Here is a 17,213-nt window from a genome sequence, read left to right as displayed (position 1 = left end):
GCGGGATTGGTCCGCCTGTCCGTTGCCGCCAATCTAGGTTTTCTTGGCGCCAAGAAAATGGCAATGATGGAAAAGCATCGGTGAAGGAATTTGATTGATGGCGCTGCCAGACCTTGAGGCATGGGCGATCTTTGCCAAAGTCGTCGATACCGGATCGTTCGCCGCGGCGGCAGACGCACTGGGCTTGTCCAAACCCACCGTGTCCAAGGCGCTGACCCGGCTGGAGGCGCGGCTGGGGGTGCCGTTGCTGCACCGGACATCGCGCAGGCTGGCGCTGACGGAAAGCGGGCGCGGGGTGCTTGAACGGGCGCGCCGCATCCTTGCCGATGGCGAGGCGGCCGAAGCGCAGGCGGGGGCTGAGGGCGATGTCCCGCGCGGGCTGGTCCGGCTGGCCGTGCCGATGAGCTTCGGCCTGCGTCATGTCGCGCCGCTGCTGCCCGATTTCCTGAGGCACTACCCGCAAGTCGGCCTCGATCTCGACCTGTCGGACGCGCTGGTCGATGTGGTCGGCGGCGGGCACGATGTGGTGCTGCGGATCGCCGGGCTTGAGGACAGCAGCCTGCGGGCGCGGCGGTTGTGCACGGTCCGGCGGCCACTGGTGGCGAGCCCGGACTACCTTGCGGCGCACGGCATGCCGCTGCACCCGCGTGACCTTTCGGGCCATGCCGCGCTGCTCTACACCAATCTCGATTCGCCGGGTGTCTGGCGGTTCAGCCATGCGCAGCAGGGCGATTACATCGTTACCGTGACCGGACGGCTGGGGGCCAACAATGCCGACGCGCTGACCCCGGCGCTGCTGGCGGGGCAAGGACTGGCGCTGCAGCCCGACTTCATGGTGTGGGAGCATCTGGCCAGTGGCGCGCTGGTGGAAGTGATGCCCGACTGGCGGCTGCCCGATATCGCGCTGCATCTGGTCACACCGCCCGGATCGCAGCGCCCGGCGCGGGTGCGCGCGCTGATCGATTTTCTGGCCAAGCGGTTGAGCGCGGTGCCATGGGCGCAACAGAATGCGCCCGATCCGGGTTGATGTCATCAGCCAGAACGCCGCGAAGAACACTTACGCAAGACTACGCAAGGCTCGTTCGGTCCTCCCCTAACCGTGATTGGCTAATCAGGCCGTCGTGAATTCACGAAAGGGCCATCAATGTCTCTGCGTACCGTGCTTCTTGCTACCGCTGCCTGCCTCGTCTCCGCTCCGGCATTGGCTGACTCGGCCGAAACCGCAACCAGCGAGAAGCATTCGGCGGCGAAATCCACCCCTGCCGCCAAGCCTGCCGCGTTCAACACCGGTGTCGCCAAGGGCCGCGACCTGCTGGATACCGCGATTTCGGCAAGCACGCTGGACGAGGCCGATCTGGCCAAGCTGGGCACCACCGCGGTCGCCGGCATCATCGGCAACCTGCCGGGCATTCGCGCCGAAACCTCGGGGATCGACGGATTTTCGTCGCTGACCGTGCGCGGGCTGCCGCTGGCCGCCGACGGCTCCAAGTTCATGCAGATCGAGGAAGATGGCCTGCCGGTCATGGAATTCGGCGACATCCACTTCACATCCGCCGATCAGTTCGTGCGTGCCGATATCGGCCTTTCCCAGGTGCAGGCGATCCGGGGCGGTTCGGCCTCGACGTTTGCCTCGAACTCGCCGGGCGGGGTGATCAACCTGATCTCCAAGACCGGCGAAGAGGAAGGTGGCGCGATCCAGCTTGCCGCCGGGCTCGACCACGATCTCAAGCGCGTCGACTTCGAATACGGCGCACCGCTGGGCGGTGGCTGGCGCTTTCATGTCGGCGGGTTCTATCGCGATGGCGAAGGCCCGCGTCATGTCGGCTACAGCGCGTTTCGCGGCGGCCAGTTGAAGTTCAACGTCACCCGCCAGTTCGCCAACGGCTTCGTCCGGATCTATGGCAAGTATCTGGACGACCGCCAGCCGAACTATTCGTTCTTCCCGGTCGCGATCGGCGGCACCAACGCTTCCCCCACCTTTGCCAGCGTGCCGGGTACCGATGTGCTCAAGGATGGCGCGCAGTCGCAATATACCTCGTCCTACCCCGGCGTGGATCAGGCCAACCGTCCCGACCTGGTGAACGGGCGCGAGGGCATTCGCGGTATCGTGAAGTCGATCGGCGTCGAAGCGCAGTTCGATGTGGGTGAGTGGACGATCAGCGACAAGTTCCGCTTTTCCTCGATTGGCGGCGGGTACAACGAGGCCATCCCCTTCATCACGGCTCCGGCTGGCGCCCTGTCGGTCATGATCGGTGGGCCCGGTGCCGTCCTGCGTTATGCCAGCGGCCCCAACACCGGACAGGTCATCACCAGCCCTTCGACCCTGAGCGGAAACGGCCTGCTCAACGTCGGCCTGCACATCAACACCACCGTGAACAACGCCGACAATGTCACCAACGATGCCCGTGCAAGCCGGGTCTGGCCGCTGGGCAATGGCAAGCTGACGACGACCGCCGGTATCTATACCTCGTCGCAGAATCTGGACACGTTCTGGCGCTTCACTCAGGATCTCGAGACGGTGGCCAGCGGCGGTTCGGCCACGCGGGTCGACCTCATCACCGCAGGCGGTGTGCCGGTGACCGACGGCGGGCTGCTGGCCTATGGCTTCGGGATCGCGGTGCCGCTGACCTCGTACCATCGCCGTTATGATCTCCAATACCGGGTCACGGCGCCCTATGCTTCTGCCAACTATCAGGTGGGCAAGCTTTCGATCGGTGGCAGCCTGCGGTTCGATCATGGCAACGTGAAAGGTCAGTTGTTCGGCGTCGATCTGGACGGAGGCCGGGTCGGCACCGGTACGCTTGATCTGAACGGCAACGGGGCGATCAGCCTTGCCGAAACCAAGGTTGCGCTGCTGCCGCTCTCGCAGCCGGGCAACGTCGATTACAGCTACAACTACACCTCGTACTCGGTGGGCGCCAACTATCGCGTGGCCGAACCCTTCTCGGTGTTCGCGCGCTATAGCCGTGGCGGCCGGGCCGGGGCCGAGCGACTGCTGTTCGGACCGGCGCTCAACTCGTCCAGCGGCAAGCTGAATGACCCGTCGGTGGCGTACAGCCCGGTCAAGCAGGCCGAAGTGGGCCTCAAGTTCCGGAGCAACGGTCTGACCGCCTATGTCACCGGGTTCTGGGCCTCGACCAAGGACAAGAACTTCCAGATCGGCGCGGACGCCACCGGACAAGTGATCGTCATCAACGTCGACCGCACTTACAGCGCCAAGGGTGTGGAACTGGAAGCCGACTATCAGCACGGCCCGTTCAGCCTCGCGCTCGGCGCGACTTATGCCAAGTCGAAGATCGACAAGGACACCAACGACCCCACGCTGGACGGCAACACCCCGCGCCACCAGCCGTCGTTGTTCTTCACCGCGCGCCCGCAATACGAACAGGATCTGTTCACGGTTGGCGCCACGATCAACGGCACGACCAGCACTTATGCGCAGGACAGCGATATCCTCAAGCAGCCGGGCTACGTGCTGGTCAGCCCGTACTTGTTCGTGCGGCCGGTGCCGCGTGTGCAGCTTGGGCTCACCGCCTTCAACGTGTTCAACAAGCTGGCGTTCGTGAACCTTTCGTCAGCGGCCATTCCGGCCAGCGGCATCATCAACGCGCAGACGCTGAATGGGCGGACCATCTCCGCCTCGCTGCGCTTCACGTTCTGATGCGCATGGCTTGCGGATTGAAAAACAAGGGTATTGCGTGATGCTTGAACGCTACAGTCTGCCGCGCAAGCTCGGCTTTTCGTTCATGGCTGTGACGTTGTCGGCGGCCGCGATGATGCTGGTTTTCGGGTACAATATCATCGAGATCAGCGCATCGACCGCCAACAACGACTTCAGCCAGTCGATCCATTCCGATGCCCTGGAACTGGAAACCGCGCTGTTGCGGCAGAACAGCCAGATGCGCGGCTATCTGGTCACCAACGATGAATCCTACCTCAAGTCCTATTACGAAGGACGCGATGCCTACGACAAGACTTCGGCAAAGCTGGAAGGCAAGCTGACCGATCCGGCGCTCAAGGATCTGGTGGTCAAGTCGCGCGAGGAAACGCTCGACTGGCGGCGCGACTGGGGTGACAAGGCCATCGCGATGGTCAAGCAGGGGCAGCGCGATGCCGCCCTGACGACGGTGCGCGATGCCGGCAAGGCCGTGCTGGTGACCGATGCGGTTCTGCCGCTGCGCAAGCTGCGCGATGCCGAAAAGGCCCAAATGGCGCGCTTTTCGGCCAATCAGGCGCAGGCCATCCTGATCGCGTGGATCACGCTGGTGCTTGGAGGCGCTGGGTTGATCACGCTGTCGGTGCGGCTGGCGCGCATCCTCAGCCGCTTGATCGCCACCCCGGTGGTCGATCTGACCCGGATCATGAGCCAGCTCGCTGCGGGCAACAACGACGTTACCATCCCCGATGTCGAACGGACCGACGAACTGGGCGACATGGCACGCGCGGTCGAGGTGTTCCGCGATGCGGCGCGGGCGCGGGTGGTGGCGGTGCAGGATCGCGAACGGGCCATGGCCGAAATCGGCGAGGGCTTGCACGCCATCGCGCAGGCCGACCTGTCGGTGCGGCTGCACGATCTTCCGGACGCATTTGCCGGCGTTGCCGAGGACTACAACGTCGCGCTGGAGCGGTTGTGCACGGCGATGAACTCGGTTCAGGGCAGCATCACCGCGATCAACAACACCTCGGTGGAAATTCGCCAGGCCACGCTCGATCTGTCCAAGCGCAGCGAGCATCAGGCCGCCAATCTGCAGTCGTCGGCCAACGCCATGTCGGACATGACCACCAAGGTCGTGGAATATGCCGAAATCGCATCGGGCGCCAACCGCTCGATGGATGAAGCGCGCGAGGAAGCCGAAAAGGGCGGCGCGGTGGTAAGCCGTGCAATCGCCGCGATGCAGGGCGTCGATCAGGCCAGCAGCGAGATCGCCGACATCGTCAGCCTGATCGATGGCATCGCCTTCCAGACCAACCTGCTGGCGCTCAACGCCGGGGTAGAGGCCGCGCGCGCGGGTGAATCGGGCAAGGGCTTTGCGGTCGTCGCCAACGAAGTGCGCGCGCTTGCCCAGCGCGCTGCCGATGCCGCGCGCGATATCCGCACAAGGGTCGATGCGGTCACCACCCACGTGCGCTCTGGCGCCGGGCTGGTCAACGATACCGGCGTGGCGCTGCAGCGGATCATCGAGCGCGTCACCAAAGTCGGCGACGCGGTTGCCAGCATTGCCGAAACGGCATCGCAGCAGTCCATCGGGCTTGGTCAGGTCAACAGCTCGATCGGCGAGATGGACCGGATGACCCAGCAGAACACCGCGATGGTCGAGGAAACCACGGCCGCAACGCAAAGCCTTGCGCGCGAAGTCGAACAATTGGCCAAGGCGTTCTCCAGCTTCAGGATCTCGCAAGGTCAGGGTCAGGGCCAGGGTCACGCCAGCCACCAAAGCCAGGCCAGTTATGCGCCGCAGTCCGCAGCGCCGATCAGGCAGGCATCCCGCCCCGCTCCCATGGCCGCTTCGGCGCCTGCTCCGCTGACCGCTTCGGCTCCGGCCCGGACCGCGGCGCCCCAGCGCGTCGCCAGCGGTGGTCAGGCCGCCGCGGCGCACGATGACTGGAGCGAGTTCTGACCGCCCCTTTGGGGGCGCAACGACTGGTCACCACCACAAGACAGGGCAATTGCCCAAACCAACAGAAAAAGGCCGACAGCAATGTCGGCCTTTTCGCAGGGATGGAACGGTGCGGAAAGGGCTTCAGCCGAGCCAGTCGATCCACTTGCCGTAAGGGTGCGTCTTGGCGAGCACGCGGGGCCGCCCTTGATCGTGGCCATCCCATTGCGTCAGGCGCAGCAATACGTCGCTGCGCTGGGGGTTCCATTCGAACGAGACCCACGCCAGCGGCCGGTTGCGGCTTGCCCCCGCGCCCGCCAGACGCATCAGGGCGCTGATCGCGCGCCGTTCTTCGGCACCGACGTACTGCATGACCATGGAATGCATGATGACCCGGCGCACGCCGTTTGGCTGGGGTTCGCTCAGGCGTTCGGCCAGCCAGATGCCGGCCGCGCCGCGGTCGACCTGCGGCGGGTGATCGTGCGCGATGGCGATGGCCTTTGCCAGCAGCCGCGCGCGCCGGGTTTCCCCGCGCCAGGCATAGGCCATCAGCCGCTCGCATTCGGCAGGGTTGGTCAGCACCACCGGTGCCAGATCGACTCCGCGCGCCGCAATGACGCTGACCGGGACCAGTGGCGGCGCGCCGCCAAGCCAGCGCGGAACGATGCTCAGGCTTGAATCGGACGCGCCGTATTCCTGCCCGCACAAGCGGTAGCGATAGCGGTGCAGGTTGAGGTTCAACCCGGCACTGGCGCCCAGTTCCAGTAGCTCGACCGGCATGTTCTGCCCCGCGCCAAGGTGCGCCAGCGCCGCCATGAAGGCGGCAGCACGGCTGACCTCGTTGGTCTGTGTGGGACGATCGAGCCAGCCGAGCAGGATCGGCTCGCAAAGTGACAAGGCTTCGTGCACCGCCCCGTCGAAATCGCCTTCTCCGGCTTCGTAAAGCGCGCTCAGGCGCGGGCAAGTGCCGCTGCGGGCCAGCGCGTGAAGCCCGGCATTCAGCCGCAGTGCCAGCGCGGACTGGCCCGGATCAAGCGCCCAGCCATCGATCCTTGCGGCCAGCACGGGGGCAGCATCAAGCTGGCGCCACGCCGCTTCGAGCATCTGTTCGACAAAGGCCGAGCCGAGCTGGCGGGCCTTGGCGGCCTGCACCAGCAACGCATCGCGAGGCTTGCCCGAGGTGGGTGAGCCATGCGCACCTTGCGCCGACAGCGCTGCAGCGGCGCCATCGTTCGCCATCGGGAAGCCATGGGTGCGCACTGTCGAGCTGGCCAGCAAGGGAGGCTTTCCAAACGTCCGGAGTTCGTGTCGGCAAACCATTGCACCGACCAGCGGACTCTAGGCCGCGCACCCTTAGCGTGGCATCGCAAGGGCCTATGGAGTTTCCCTTATCTTGCGGGTGAATGCGCGGTTGTGCGCTCGGGCACCGATGCCGGCTCAGTCGCGGTACGAAGGATCGCTGCGGTCGAGTTCGGACTTCAGGTAGGCGAAGTGCTCTTGCGCCATGCCACGATACGGCTCCCAGCCGCGCGCGGTGTTTTCGGCCACTTCGTCGCTCAGCACCGCGATCGGCTTGCCCGACGCATACGCCAGCAACAGCGTCTGCGCCGCCTTTTCGAGGAAGTAGAGATCCTCGAACGCCTCGGCCACCGTGGCCCCGGTGCAGGTGACGCCGTGGTTGCCCATGATCAGCGTCTTGTGTGTGCCCAGCGCAGCGGCCAGCCGACTGCCTTCGGTATCGTTGTCGGAAATGCCGCCAAAGCCGGAGTCCACGCCATAGCGGTTGAAGAAGCGCGCGGTGTTGTTGTCGATCGGCAGCAGGCGCGGGTCGGCAAGGCACGCCAGCGCGGTGGCGTGGATCGGGTGGCAATGCAGCATAACCCGCGCGTGCGGGCAGGCGCGATGGATGCCGCCGTGCACCGCCCAGGCCGAGGCATCGGGCGCATCGGGGCGCTCCATCACGCCCGGATCGTCGGCGTCGAGCAGCAGCAGGTCGCTCGCCCGGATCGAGCCGAAATGCCGCCAGCGCGGGTTCAGCAGGAACCGCTTGCCATCGGCCGAGACGGCGGCGCTGAAATGGTTGCCCACCGATTCATGCCAGCCGAACCGCACCGCCAGCCGAAACGCGGCGGCAAGATCGATGCGCAGCGCGTCGATATCGACCACATCGTTTTCGAGCACATCGCTTTCGGCCACAGCGTTCAGGCCGCTCACTTGAAGCGGCTTTCGCTGACCAGCGCGCGATAGCGGCTGCGCATTTCGCCCCGGTCGGCATAGCAGCCGTGCAAGTGCCGCGCGCCGCTCGCCGCGTCATAGGCGGCGCGGCCGTGCACGACGCGATGGTTGTCGAACACCAGACACTCGCCCGCGTTCATGCGGAACCGCATCACGTACTTGGGGTCTTGCAGCAGTCTGCCGAACGCGCAGAACGCCGGGTAATAGGCATCGAGGAATTGCTGCGGCAGGTCGAACACGTCGGCCATGTGCTGGCTGATGGTCAGCCCGGCCACTTCGCCATGCGCATCCAGTTCGATCACCGTCTGGCGCGAGCGCATGTCGTAATCGTCATGCTCGCAATAGAACGGGATCGCGGTTTCGCTCAGCAGGCGGAACTGTTCGGGGTTGCTGACGCGGAAGTCGTTGGCCACCGCCACGCCGTCGAGGAACAGGCTTTCGCCCCCGGTGGTCGTATTGGCGCGGCAGTGCAGGAACTGGATGCCCGGCGCCAGATCTTCGGCGGGGGTGTCGGTGTGCAGTTCCAGCGCCTTGGCGGTATAGGCAAGGTTGGTCGGCACCGCGTGGGTCAGCACGTCGAAGTACTGGCCGAAGAAGGTCGGCCGCACGTGTCCCATCTTGGCGACGAGTTGCACCAGCGCGTCGTCGTTGTCGGGCATGTCGGTGACGATCGCCATGCCCTCGACGATCAGCGCGCGCAGCCACGCGGCAACCCGTGCGGGATCGTTCATCAGATCGGCGAAGGCGAACCGGCCCAGATCGGCAAAGTGATCGGCGTACCAGGCGTGGCGCGGCAGATCGGCGGGGTCGTGGCGCGGCTTTGGCGCGGCATAGCTGGCCAGCCAGTCCAGCGGATAGCGGCTGGTGTGGTTCTCGCCCGCCCATACCACTTCCAACGCGCCGTCGTGGACATGGGCGCTGGCGGCACGCGGCGCGGCGCTGGCGTGGAAGATGTCGAACACCCGCTCGCGCGTCTGCCGGTCGAACGAGGTCGGGCAATTGTCGCGCAGCCAATAGGCGTTGAAGTAGGCCTCGCGCCCATCGGGCAGGGGCACACAGACGCCTGTCGGGGTTATCCTGGCGGAGTTTGCAGGCACTGGGGTGGCAAGCGCGGCGCTGGTCATGCTGTATCGTCCCGGAAAGTCCTGTGCCAGCATAAGCAATGGCCGCCGGTGCGGAAGGCTGGAAATGCTGCGGTTTGTATAATACCAGCTTATCTTGATATGGACCGCTCGCTGCCCCCCTTGCGCCTTCTGGCGGTGTTCGAAGCCTTTGTGCGGACCGGCAGCGTACAGCGTGCCGCTGCTGACCTGAACGTCACCCAGCCCGCCATCAGTCAGTCGCTGCGGCTGCTTGAAGCGCATCTTGGCACCGTGCTGCTCGATCGCCGCTCGCGCCCGGCCGGGCTGACCGCGGCGGGTGAGATCCTGCGCGGCGGGGTGGATGAAGGGATGGGGCGCATCGCCCGCGCGCTGGCCGATGTGCGCGAGGCTGGCAGGCGGCGCGACAACGCGGTGACGATCGCCTGCACGCTGGGCACCGCGACGTATTGGCTGATGCCGCGCCTTGCCGCCTTCTACGAGGCGCATCCCGCCATCGCGGTCAACGTACAGACCACGGCGGGCCTGCCTGGCTTTCAGCACGGGGTCGATCTGGTGATCCGCTATGGCCACGGTCGCTGGCCCGACGGGATCAGCACGCGCCTGTTTGCCGACTGGGTGCGTCCGGTGTGCAGCCCGGCGGCGCGGGCGCGGCTGCTGGCGGCTGGCGATCTTGCCGCCACGCTGGCCACCACTCTGGCAAGCGCACCGCTGCTGCATGTCGAGAGCGAGGATTCCTCGTGGCTCACCTGGCCGCAATATCTGGGGCAGCATGGCTTTGCGCGCGCCGGAAACGCGCCCGAGCGTCGCTTCCCGAACTATGTGCTGGCAACGCAGGCAGCGCTGGCGGGGCAGGGCCTGCTGCTCGGCTGGGAATCGAACGCGGGCGATCTGATCCGCGAAGGACGGCTTGAAGAACTGGGCGCGCCGCCCTGTCACCCGGCCGAAGCGTTCTTCCTGACGCTGCCGGTCGGCGGTCTGTCCCCGGCGGGCGAGGCGTTCCGCGACTGGCTGGTGGGGCAATTCGGCTGAGGTTGCCTCAGCCCAACCACTCGCCCACTTTCGCCTGCAGCAGCGCCACGGCGCGCTGGCCGTGCTCCATCGGGGCGAAGTGGCTGGCGTCGGCCCAATCCTCGAACACGACGTCTGGCGGGATGACCGGCGGCGGAGTGGTCATGCTGCCCAGCGTGCCGCGCACCGCATGGACCGGGCAGGGGACGCGGGCCAGTTCGTCCCAGTGATCCTGCCCTCCCGCGCACTGGAAGTTCGATGCCTCCCACGCGGGGGCGCAGGTCAGGCGCACGGAGCCGTCGGGATCGTCGGCAAAGCCGTCGTGAACGTAGTCCTCGACCACCGCGCGCGGCCAAGTGGTGAAGGCGCCGCGCCCGAGATAGGCGGCCACCGCATCGGCGCGGGTGGCAAAGGTCGCGCGGCGTCGCTTGGCCCCTTCGACCATCGGCGAAGGTTCTCCTCCGGCGCGGGCCATCAGCGCGGGGCTGAACATGACAGGATCGAACAGCACCAGCCCGGCCAACATCGGCGCGCCCGATGCGGCGGCGATGATCGCGCTCGCCCCGCCCAGCGAATGACCGGCCAGTACCAGCGGACGGGTCGCGACCCGCGTTACCAGCGCGCGCAAGTCGGCGGCATGGTCCCGCCAGTCGCTCCGTCCGTCCGGGTCGGCGGGCAAAGCGGTCAGCCCATGCCCGCGCAGATCGGGCGCGATGACGTGCAGCGTTTCGCCAAGCGCGCTCAGGATCAGGCGATAAGTATGCGCGTTGAAGCCGTTGGCATGGGCGAACACCACGTCGACCGGGCGCGCGGGATCGCCCGCCGCGATTACCGCCATGCCCTTGCCCGAAGGATCGCCGATGTCGATCACCGCCCGGCGCAAAGGCGCCTGTTGCGGGGCCTGTTGCGGGGCCTGCAGGGGGAGTGGAACGGTCAAGCGAAGCCTCCGGAAACAGGGCGTCCGGCCGAGCGGGCCAGCCACAGTTGCAGAACAGCGGCGCAGACCACCGCCATGGCGCCGGCAATGACGAAGGCTGGCAGGTAGCTGCCGCTTTGCTGGCGGACAAGTCCTGCGCCGAAGGCGGCGACGGCGGCGCCTAACTGGTGCCCGGTCTGGACCCAGCCGAACACGATCGGCGCCTCCCGCTCGCCGAACGCGCGCGACGCCAGCTTGACCGTCGGCGGCACCGTGGCGATCCAGTCGAGGCCATAGAACACCGCGAAAATGGCCAGACTGGTGCCCTCGAACGGGATGAACGGCAGCGCCAGCAGCGACAGCCCGCGCAACCCGTAATAGATCACCAGCAGCCGCCTTGGATCATGACGGTCGGTCAGCCAGCCCGAAGCGGTGGTGCCGACCAGATCGAACAGGCCCATCATCGACAGCAGGCCCGCCGCAGCGACCGGGGCCACGCCGTGATCGCCGCAGAACGCGATCATGTGCGTGCCGACAAGGCCGTTGGTGGTCAGCCCGCAGACGAAGAAGCTGCCGAACAGCACCCAGAACACCGGGCGGCGGCTGGCGCGCAGCAGCACTTCGATGGCAAGGCCGATGGTCGCGGCCTGCTTCAGCGGCGGCGCGGGCGGGGTGTCGGGGTTTTCGCCAAAGCGGCGGGTGCCGATGTCCTCGGGCCGTTCGGGCACGAACAGCGCGACCAGCGGCACCAGCGCCAGACAGGCAAGGCTGACCGTCAGCACCACCGGGCGCCACGCACCCTGACTGGAAAGCCATGCAAGGAAGGGCAGGAAGATCAGCGATCCGGTGGCGGTGCTGGCGCTGAGCAGACCCATGACCAGCCCTTGCCGGGTGGCAAACCAGCGGTTGACCACCGCAGCGCCCAGCACCGATGCCACCGCGCCGCTGCCCAGTCCCGACAGCACGCCCCAAGTGAGCACGTATTCCCATGGCGCGCGCATCCACAGGCTGGCGAAAGTGGCCAGCGCCATCAACGCAAGCCCGCCCATCATCGTGCGCCGGATGCCGATCGACAGCATCAGCGCCGCCGCAAATGGTCCGACCAATCCGTACAAGAAAATACCTATCGCAGCCGCGAGCGAGATCGTTGCGCGGTCCCAGCCGAAGTTCATCTGCAACGGCTGCATCAGCACACCCGGCGTCGCCCGCAAGCCCGCCGACACCAGCAGCGCCACGAACGTCACCGCCACCACCAGCAGGACATGGATGCGCGGGGCGATCAACCCGGTGCGGTGGAGCAGGCGGCTCATGCAGTGGTCTCCTTGTTTGGTGCCGCTTGGGTCGCTGCGCCGACCAGCCGGGCCAGCGATGCCTCGATCACAGCCCGGTCGGTGGCCGATGTCGCGCGAACAGGATCGTGGTGCATCGGCATCATCTTACGCATGCGGCCCTGATCGGCAACGCGCTTGTGCGGGGAGCGTGCCCGGCGGGCGGTTCAGCCTTGCCGATCATCATAACCTGTGATGTTTGATGGTCGGCATGATCATAAACCGGACAGGGGTACGCGATGCGGTTCAAGCAGCTTGATCTGAACCTGCTGGTGGTGTTTGCGGCGCTGATGGAGACGCGCAGCGTCACGCGCAGCGCCGAGCGGCTGGGGCTTACCCAGCCCGCCGCCAGTGCGGCCTTGCGCCGGTTGCGCGCCTATTTCGGCGATGAAATGCTGGTGCAGGTGGGCAAGCGGATGCACCCCACGCCCTTTGCCGAGGCGCTCTATCCGCAGATCCAGCGCTCGCTGCAAAGCGTCGAGCAGGCGATCGCGACCCCGGCCGGGTTCGATCCCGCCACCTCGACCCGGCGCTTTCGCATCAATGCGTCGGACTATGTGATGGTCGCGGTGCTGGTCGAACTGGCGCGGCGCGTGGCGGCGGCTGCCCCGCAGATCCAGTTGGAGGTGCAACTGCCGACCGAGCGCAATACCGAGGATCTTGAGGCCGGCCGGATCGACCTGTTGATCACGCCCGAGCAATTGCTGGCGCCCTGGCAACCGTCGGAATTCCTGTACGAGGAAGAGCAGGTCGTGGTCGGCTGGGCAGGCAATCCGCTGTTCGCGCGGGCGCTGACCGCAGACGATTTCTTTGCCGCGGGCCATGTCGGCGTGGCGATGGGCACGCACCGCGCGGCAACCTTTGCCGACACCCAGTTGACCCGGCTCGGGCGCCCCCGCCGGATCGAGATCGAGGTCGCCTCGTTCGCCAGCGTACCGTGGTTCCTGCAAGGCACGGGGCGGCTGGCGGTGCTGCACAAGCGTCTGGTCCGCGCGATGATCCCGCAGTTCGATCTGGCGTTCGCGCCGATGCCGTTCCCGTTTCCGCGCCTGCGCGAGATGGCGCAGTTCCATGAAGCCCGGCGCGATGACGCGGCGCTGCTGTGGCTGCGTGAACAGTTGCGCCTGGCGGCGCAGGACGTTGCATAGATCGTATGAATGCATCTTCATCAGAAGAATGACTTTTACACATCGCGCCCTACCCACCTAAACAGCCGCAAAATTGACCGCTGCCGACCATGGCGGACCCAAGGAGACCGGAATGCCTGCGCCCCTGAACGAACTTGGCATTCTGGTGATCGGCGGCGGCATCGGCGGCCTGACCAGTGCGATCGCCCTGCGCAAGGCCGGGCACACGGTCACCGTGATCGAGCGCGATCCGACCTGGTCGGTCTATGGCGTGGGCATCATCCAGCAATCCAACGTGCTGCGCGCGGCGCAGGAACTGGGCCTTCTGGATGGCTATCTGGCTGCCGGTGTGGGCTTCGACGCGGTCGAGATCTTCCTGCCCTCGGGCCAGAAGGTCGCCCGCATTCCGGGACATCCGGTGGCCGAGGGGCTTCCCGCCAATCTGGGCATCGGACGGCGCGCGCTGCACAAGCTGCTGGGCGATGCCGCGCTGGCCGCGGGAGCCGAAATCCGTCTGGGCGTGACGGCGACGGCGATCGAGGACACTGGCGCTGCGGTTGACGTGACGTTCTCTGATGGCAGCGCGGGCACCTTCGATATCGCGATCGGTGCCGATGGCGTCTATTCGCAGACCCGCGCGATGGTCATGCCCGACGCTGAAAAGCCCGAGTTCACCGGTCAGGCGGTGTGGCGCTACAACTTTCCCCGTCCGGCCGATCTCGATGCCTTGCAGGTCTATAACGGCCCGACCGGCGTGGGGCTGGTGCCGATCAGCGCCGATCTGATGTACATGTACGTGACCACGCCCGAGCCGGACAATCCGCGCTATCCTGTGGCAGGGATCGCGGCGGTCATGCGCGGAAAGCTGGCGGGCACTTCGGCTGCGATCCGCGCGCTGGCCGAGCAGATCACCGACGACGAAGGTGTGGTCTATCGCCCGCTCGAAGGGATGATGCTCTACGGCGACTGGCACAAGGGCCGCGTGGTGCTGCTGGGCGATGCGGTGCACGCCACCACACCGCATCTGGGGCAGGGCGCGGGCATGGCGTTCGAGGACAGCATCGTGCTGGCCGACGAACTGGGCAAGGCCGCCACGCCCGAGGAAGCCTTCGTCGCCTATCGCGCGCGTCGGTTCGAACGCTGCCGTTACATCGTCGAGAAGAGCCTGGCGATCTGCCACGGCCAGATTGGCAAGGGCCCGCCGGTCGACAACGCACAGGCCACTGCCGAGATGTTCGCGGTCGTCTCCCAGCCTATCTGAACCGGGCCAATCTGAACCGGGCCTATCTGACCTCCCCCATCCGATAATCCAAGGACACCCCCCGATGAGCCGAGTGACCGAAATCCGCTATGTGGGCTATGGCGTCGTCGATTATGACGCTGAAGTCGCGTTCTATACCGATACCTGGGGGCTTGTGCGCGTACCCTCGGACGATGGGCTGGCATGGTTCAAGACGCAGGGCCACGATGAGCACCATGTCGTGCGGTTGCGCAAGGCGGAGGAGAACCGCATCGACGTGATCGCACTGGCCGCCGACAGCCGCGCCGATGTCGACGCGCTGGCCGCCAAGGTCGAGGCTGCAGGAGCCCGGATCGTGAATGCACCGCACGATCTGACCACGCCGGGCGGCGGCTATGGCTTCCGCTTCTTCAGCCCCGATGGTCTGGAGTTCGAGATTTCGAGCGATGTGGCGCGCGGCGAAAAGCGCGAACTGGCGCGCTGGGAAGGTGTGCCGGTCAAGATCAGCCACATCGTGCTGCATTCGCCCGACCACAAGGCGCTGGTGGCGTGGTTCACCGACGTGCTGGGCTTCAAGGTTTCGGACTGGCTGGGCGATTTCATGGGCTTCCTGCGCTGCAACAGCGCGCACCATCGCTTTGCCATCCTGCCCGGGCCGCCGTGCCTCAACCACGTCGCCTATGACATGCTGGGTGTCGATGACATGATGCGCGGGATCCACCGGCTCAAGCAGCAGGGCGTCGATATCGGCTGGGGTCCGGGGCGCCACACCGCGGGCAACAACACCTTCAGCTATTTCGTCACGCCGTCGGGCTTTGTCACCGAATATACCAGCGAGCTTGAGGAAGTGGACTTCGCCAGCCACCAGCCGACCGTCCATGTCCCCGCGCCGCTGGTGATGGACCAGTGGGGCATCGGCGTGGGCGGGCCGCAGACGCTGCCGCATCCGCACGTCAATGCCGGTCTGTTCGTGGCGGTCGAGGCATGATGCGCCGGGGCCGGTCAGCCAGCAGGCTGTTTGCAGGCGGCCTGATCGCGCTGGCCTTGCTGGCGGGCGCGGCGCCACTGGCGCAGGCGCGCGCCGCGCCCTCGCAGACCGCGCGCAACCGGGCGATCATCGCCGACTTCGCGCATCGGTTCTATGACTTGCGCGATGTGCGCGGTGCGTTCGAGCGCTATGTCGCCAAGGATTACGTCCAGCACAACCCCGACATCGCCGACGGGCGCGACGCGGCCATCGCGGCGCTCGAACCGCTGTTCAGCCAGCCGGGATCGCGCTTCGTGGTCAAGCGCATTCTGGTCGATGGCGATCAGGCGGTGATCCACCTGCACGGGCGGACCGGCGCTTCGGGCGACGTCGCCAGCGGCAATGGCGGTGCGGTCGCCGATTTCTATCGCCTCAAGAACGGGCGGATCGTCGAGCACTGGGACGTGCTGCAACCGATCGCGTCCAAAACCGCCAATCCCCATCCCTATTTCTGAACACGGACATCCAGCGTGGCGCTCTATTCCCCTTTTCCGAACTATATCTGGAACCTGTCGGTCGCCATCGCGATGGAAAGCGGGGGGCAGATCGGCGAGATCGTCGACATGTGCCAGCCAATCATCGATGCGGCCGCAGGCGGTGGCGACGCCGGCACGCCCGCGTTCATGCGGCAGTGGTCGAACTATGGCGACAAGCTGATCGCGCTCGCCGCCGAGGATGAGGCCGCCGGCCACGGCTTTTCCGCCAGCAACAAGCTTGAGCGGGCATCGCTCTACCTTCTTGTGGCCGAGCGGATGCAGGGCCACGGCGCGCCGGGCCGCAAGGAAACCTATGCCAAGGCGCTCGATGCCTTCGCAAAGTCGGCCAAGCTGGGCCAGATCAACCGCGAACGGGTGGAAATCCCGCTCGAAACCGGGACGATGGCCGCGCTTTACACCCGCGCCACGGGTCCGGGGCCGCACCCGGTGGTGGTCTATTGCAACGGTCTGGATAGCTGCAAGGAGCTGCTGTACTGGAGCCGCCTTCCCGAAGCGCTGGCGCGGCGCGGCATCTCGACCTTGTGCGTCGATCAGCCGGGCAGCGGCGAAGTCTTGCGGCTGCAGGACTTGCCCGTCGATCCGCATAGCGAAAACTGGGCGGGCAAAGCGGTGGACTGGCTGGAAACGCAGCCCGACGTGGACCCCAAGCGGATCGGCATGACCGGCATTTCGCTGGGCGGACATTTTGCCCCGCGCGCCGTCGCCTATGAGCCGCGTTTCGCCAGCGGCGCCTGCTGGGGCGCCAACCACAACTGGCGCGAAGTGCAGGACAAGCGGCTGAAGCGCGAAGGCGAAAACCCCGTGCCGCATTACTGGGCGCACGTGATGTGGGCGTTCGGCGCGACGGACATGGACGAATTCCTCGCCAAGTCCGAAGCGATGAACCTCAACGGCCACATGGGCGGGGTGAAGGTGCCGTTTCTGGTCACCCACGGCGCCAACGACCGCCAGATCAGCGTCGATTATGCCCACGATTGCTATGACCAACTCGTCAACAGCCCGCGCCGCGAACTGAAGATCTTTACCGCGCGCGAAGGCGGGGTCGAGCACGTCGGCGCCGACAACATGGCCTTTGGCCGCGACTATATCGCCGACTGGTTTGCCGACACGCTCGGTGGCCGGGCGGCCTGAGGGA

General features: G+C 66.3%; 15 protein-coding genes. 9 read left to right on the top strand and 6 right to left on the bottom strand.

Going from position 1 to position 17,213, the window contains the following annotated elements:
• Positions 1 to 97 precede the first annotated feature (97 nt).
• The 3 genes from LDN95_RS17680 (at position 98) to LDN95_RS17670 (ending at position 5,618) form a co-directional block, all read left to right on the top strand.
• On the top strand, positions 98 to 1,027 hold the full coding sequence (locus LDN95_RS17680; RefSeq protein ID WP_226018886.1) for a LysR family transcriptional regulator: 930 nt from the start codon (positions 98 to 100) through the stop codon (positions 1,025 to 1,027).
• 117 nt (positions 1,028 to 1,144) lie between these two features.
• The gene (locus LDN95_RS17675) at positions 1,145 to 3,661 is read left to right on the top strand and encodes a TonB-dependent receptor (protein ID WP_226018885.1); all 2,517 of its coding nucleotides are present in this window, start codon (positions 1,145 to 1,147) and stop codon (positions 3,659 to 3,661) included.
• A 40-nt stretch (positions 3,662 to 3,701) separates the two neighbouring features.
• Complete coding sequence (locus LDN95_RS17670) at positions 3,702 to 5,618, top strand: methyl-accepting chemotaxis protein (RefSeq protein ID WP_226018884.1); 1,917 nt, start codon at positions 3,702 to 3,704, stop codon at positions 5,616 to 5,618.
• A 123-nt stretch (positions 5,619 to 5,741) separates the two neighbouring features.
• On the opposite strand, the gene LDN95_RS17665 is transcribed toward LDN95_RS17670, so the two are convergent.
• From LDN95_RS17665 to LDN95_RS17655, 3 genes are all read right to left on the bottom strand, one after another.
• Positions 5,742 to 6,836, bottom strand: a complete 1,095-nt coding sequence (locus LDN95_RS17665; RefSeq protein ID WP_226018883.1) for a DUF2332 domain-containing protein — start codon at positions 6,834 to 6,836, stop codon at positions 5,742 to 5,744.
• A 198-nt stretch (positions 6,837 to 7,034) separates the two neighbouring features.
• The gene (locus LDN95_RS17660) at positions 7,035 to 7,811 is read right to left on the bottom strand and encodes a class II aldolase/adducin family protein (RefSeq protein WP_226018882.1); all 777 of its coding nucleotides are present in this window, start codon (positions 7,809 to 7,811) and stop codon (positions 7,035 to 7,037) included.
• Positions 7,808 to 8,956, bottom strand: coding sequence for a TauD/TfdA family dioxygenase (locus LDN95_RS17655; protein WP_226018881.1), 1,149 nt, complete (start codon positions 8,954 to 8,956; stop codon positions 7,808 to 7,810). The genes LDN95_RS17660 and LDN95_RS17655 overlap by 4 nt, the downstream gene beginning before the upstream one ends.
• Before the next feature lie 99 nt (positions 8,957 to 9,055).
• Here LDN95_RS17655 and LDN95_RS17650 point away from each other — a divergent pair, with 99 nt between their 5' ends.
• On the top strand, positions 9,056 to 9,964 hold the full coding sequence (locus tag LDN95_RS17650) for a LysR substrate-binding domain-containing protein (RefSeq protein WP_226018880.1): 909 nt from the start codon (positions 9,056 to 9,058) through the stop codon (positions 9,962 to 9,964).
• A gap of 7 nt (positions 9,965 to 9,971) precedes the next feature.
• Here the strand turns inward: LDN95_RS17650 and LDN95_RS17645 are convergent, their stop codons facing one another.
• The 3 genes from LDN95_RS17645 to LDN95_RS17635 are packed head-to-tail and all read right to left on the bottom strand — an operon-like array spanning position 9,972 to position 12,303.
• A complete protein-coding gene (locus tag LDN95_RS17645) occupies positions 9,972 to 10,880 on the bottom strand; it encodes an alpha/beta fold hydrolase (protein ID WP_226018879.1) in 909 nt (302 codons plus the stop codon).
• Positions 10,877 to 12,169 (bottom strand): MFS transporter, encoded by a 1,293-nt coding sequence (locus LDN95_RS17640; RefSeq protein ID WP_226018878.1) that lies wholly within the window; start codon positions 12,167 to 12,169, stop codon positions 10,877 to 10,879. Before LDN95_RS17640 ends, LDN95_RS17645 begins: the two co-directional genes overlap by 4 nt.
• Positions 12,166 to 12,303 (bottom strand): hypothetical protein, encoded by a 138-nt coding sequence (locus LDN95_RS17635; protein ID WP_226018877.1) that lies wholly within the window; start codon positions 12,301 to 12,303, stop codon positions 12,166 to 12,168. The genes LDN95_RS17640 and LDN95_RS17635 overlap by 4 nt, the downstream gene beginning before the upstream one ends.
• 123 nt (positions 12,304 to 12,426) lie before the next feature.
• On the opposite strand from LDN95_RS17635, the gene LDN95_RS17630 reads away from it, so the two are divergent.
• The 5 genes from LDN95_RS17630 (at position 12,427) to LDN95_RS17610 (ending at position 17,209) form a co-directional block, all read left to right on the top strand.
• Positions 12,427 to 13,335, top strand: a complete 909-nt coding sequence (locus LDN95_RS17630; protein WP_226018876.1) for a LysR family transcriptional regulator — start codon at positions 12,427 to 12,429, stop codon at positions 13,333 to 13,335.
• A gap of 112 nt (positions 13,336 to 13,447) precedes the next feature.
• Positions 13,448 to 14,575 carry an FAD-dependent oxidoreductase gene (locus LDN95_RS17625; protein ID WP_370631711.1) on the top strand — a complete coding sequence of 376 codons (1,128 nt, stop codon included), beginning with the start codon at positions 13,448 to 13,450 and terminating at the stop codon, positions 14,573 to 14,575.
• Between the two features lie 64 nt (positions 14,576 to 14,639).
• On the top strand, positions 14,640 to 15,542 hold the full coding sequence (locus tag LDN95_RS17620) for a VOC family protein (protein ID WP_226018875.1): 903 nt from the start codon (positions 14,640 to 14,642) through the stop codon (positions 15,540 to 15,542).
• Entirely contained in the window at positions 15,539 to 16,036 is a 498-nt protein-coding gene (locus tag LDN95_RS17615; RefSeq protein ID WP_226018874.1) for a nuclear transport factor 2 family protein, read from the top strand. The genes LDN95_RS17620 and LDN95_RS17615 overlap by 4 nt, the downstream gene beginning before the upstream one ends.
• A gap of 15 nt (positions 16,037 to 16,051) precedes the next feature.
• Entirely contained in the window at positions 16,052 to 17,209 is a 1,158-nt protein-coding gene (locus LDN95_RS17610) for an alpha/beta hydrolase (RefSeq protein WP_226018873.1), read from the top strand.
• Positions 17,210 to 17,213: the final 4 nt, after the last annotated feature.

Source organism: Novosphingobium sp. FKTRR1 (genome assembly GCF_020404405.1).
Taxonomy (GTDB): domain Bacteria; phylum Pseudomonadota; class Alphaproteobacteria; order Sphingomonadales; family Sphingomonadaceae; genus Novosphingobium.
Note: the sequence above shows the minus strand (reverse complement) of the source record. Positions and strands in the feature narration are given on the sequence as shown.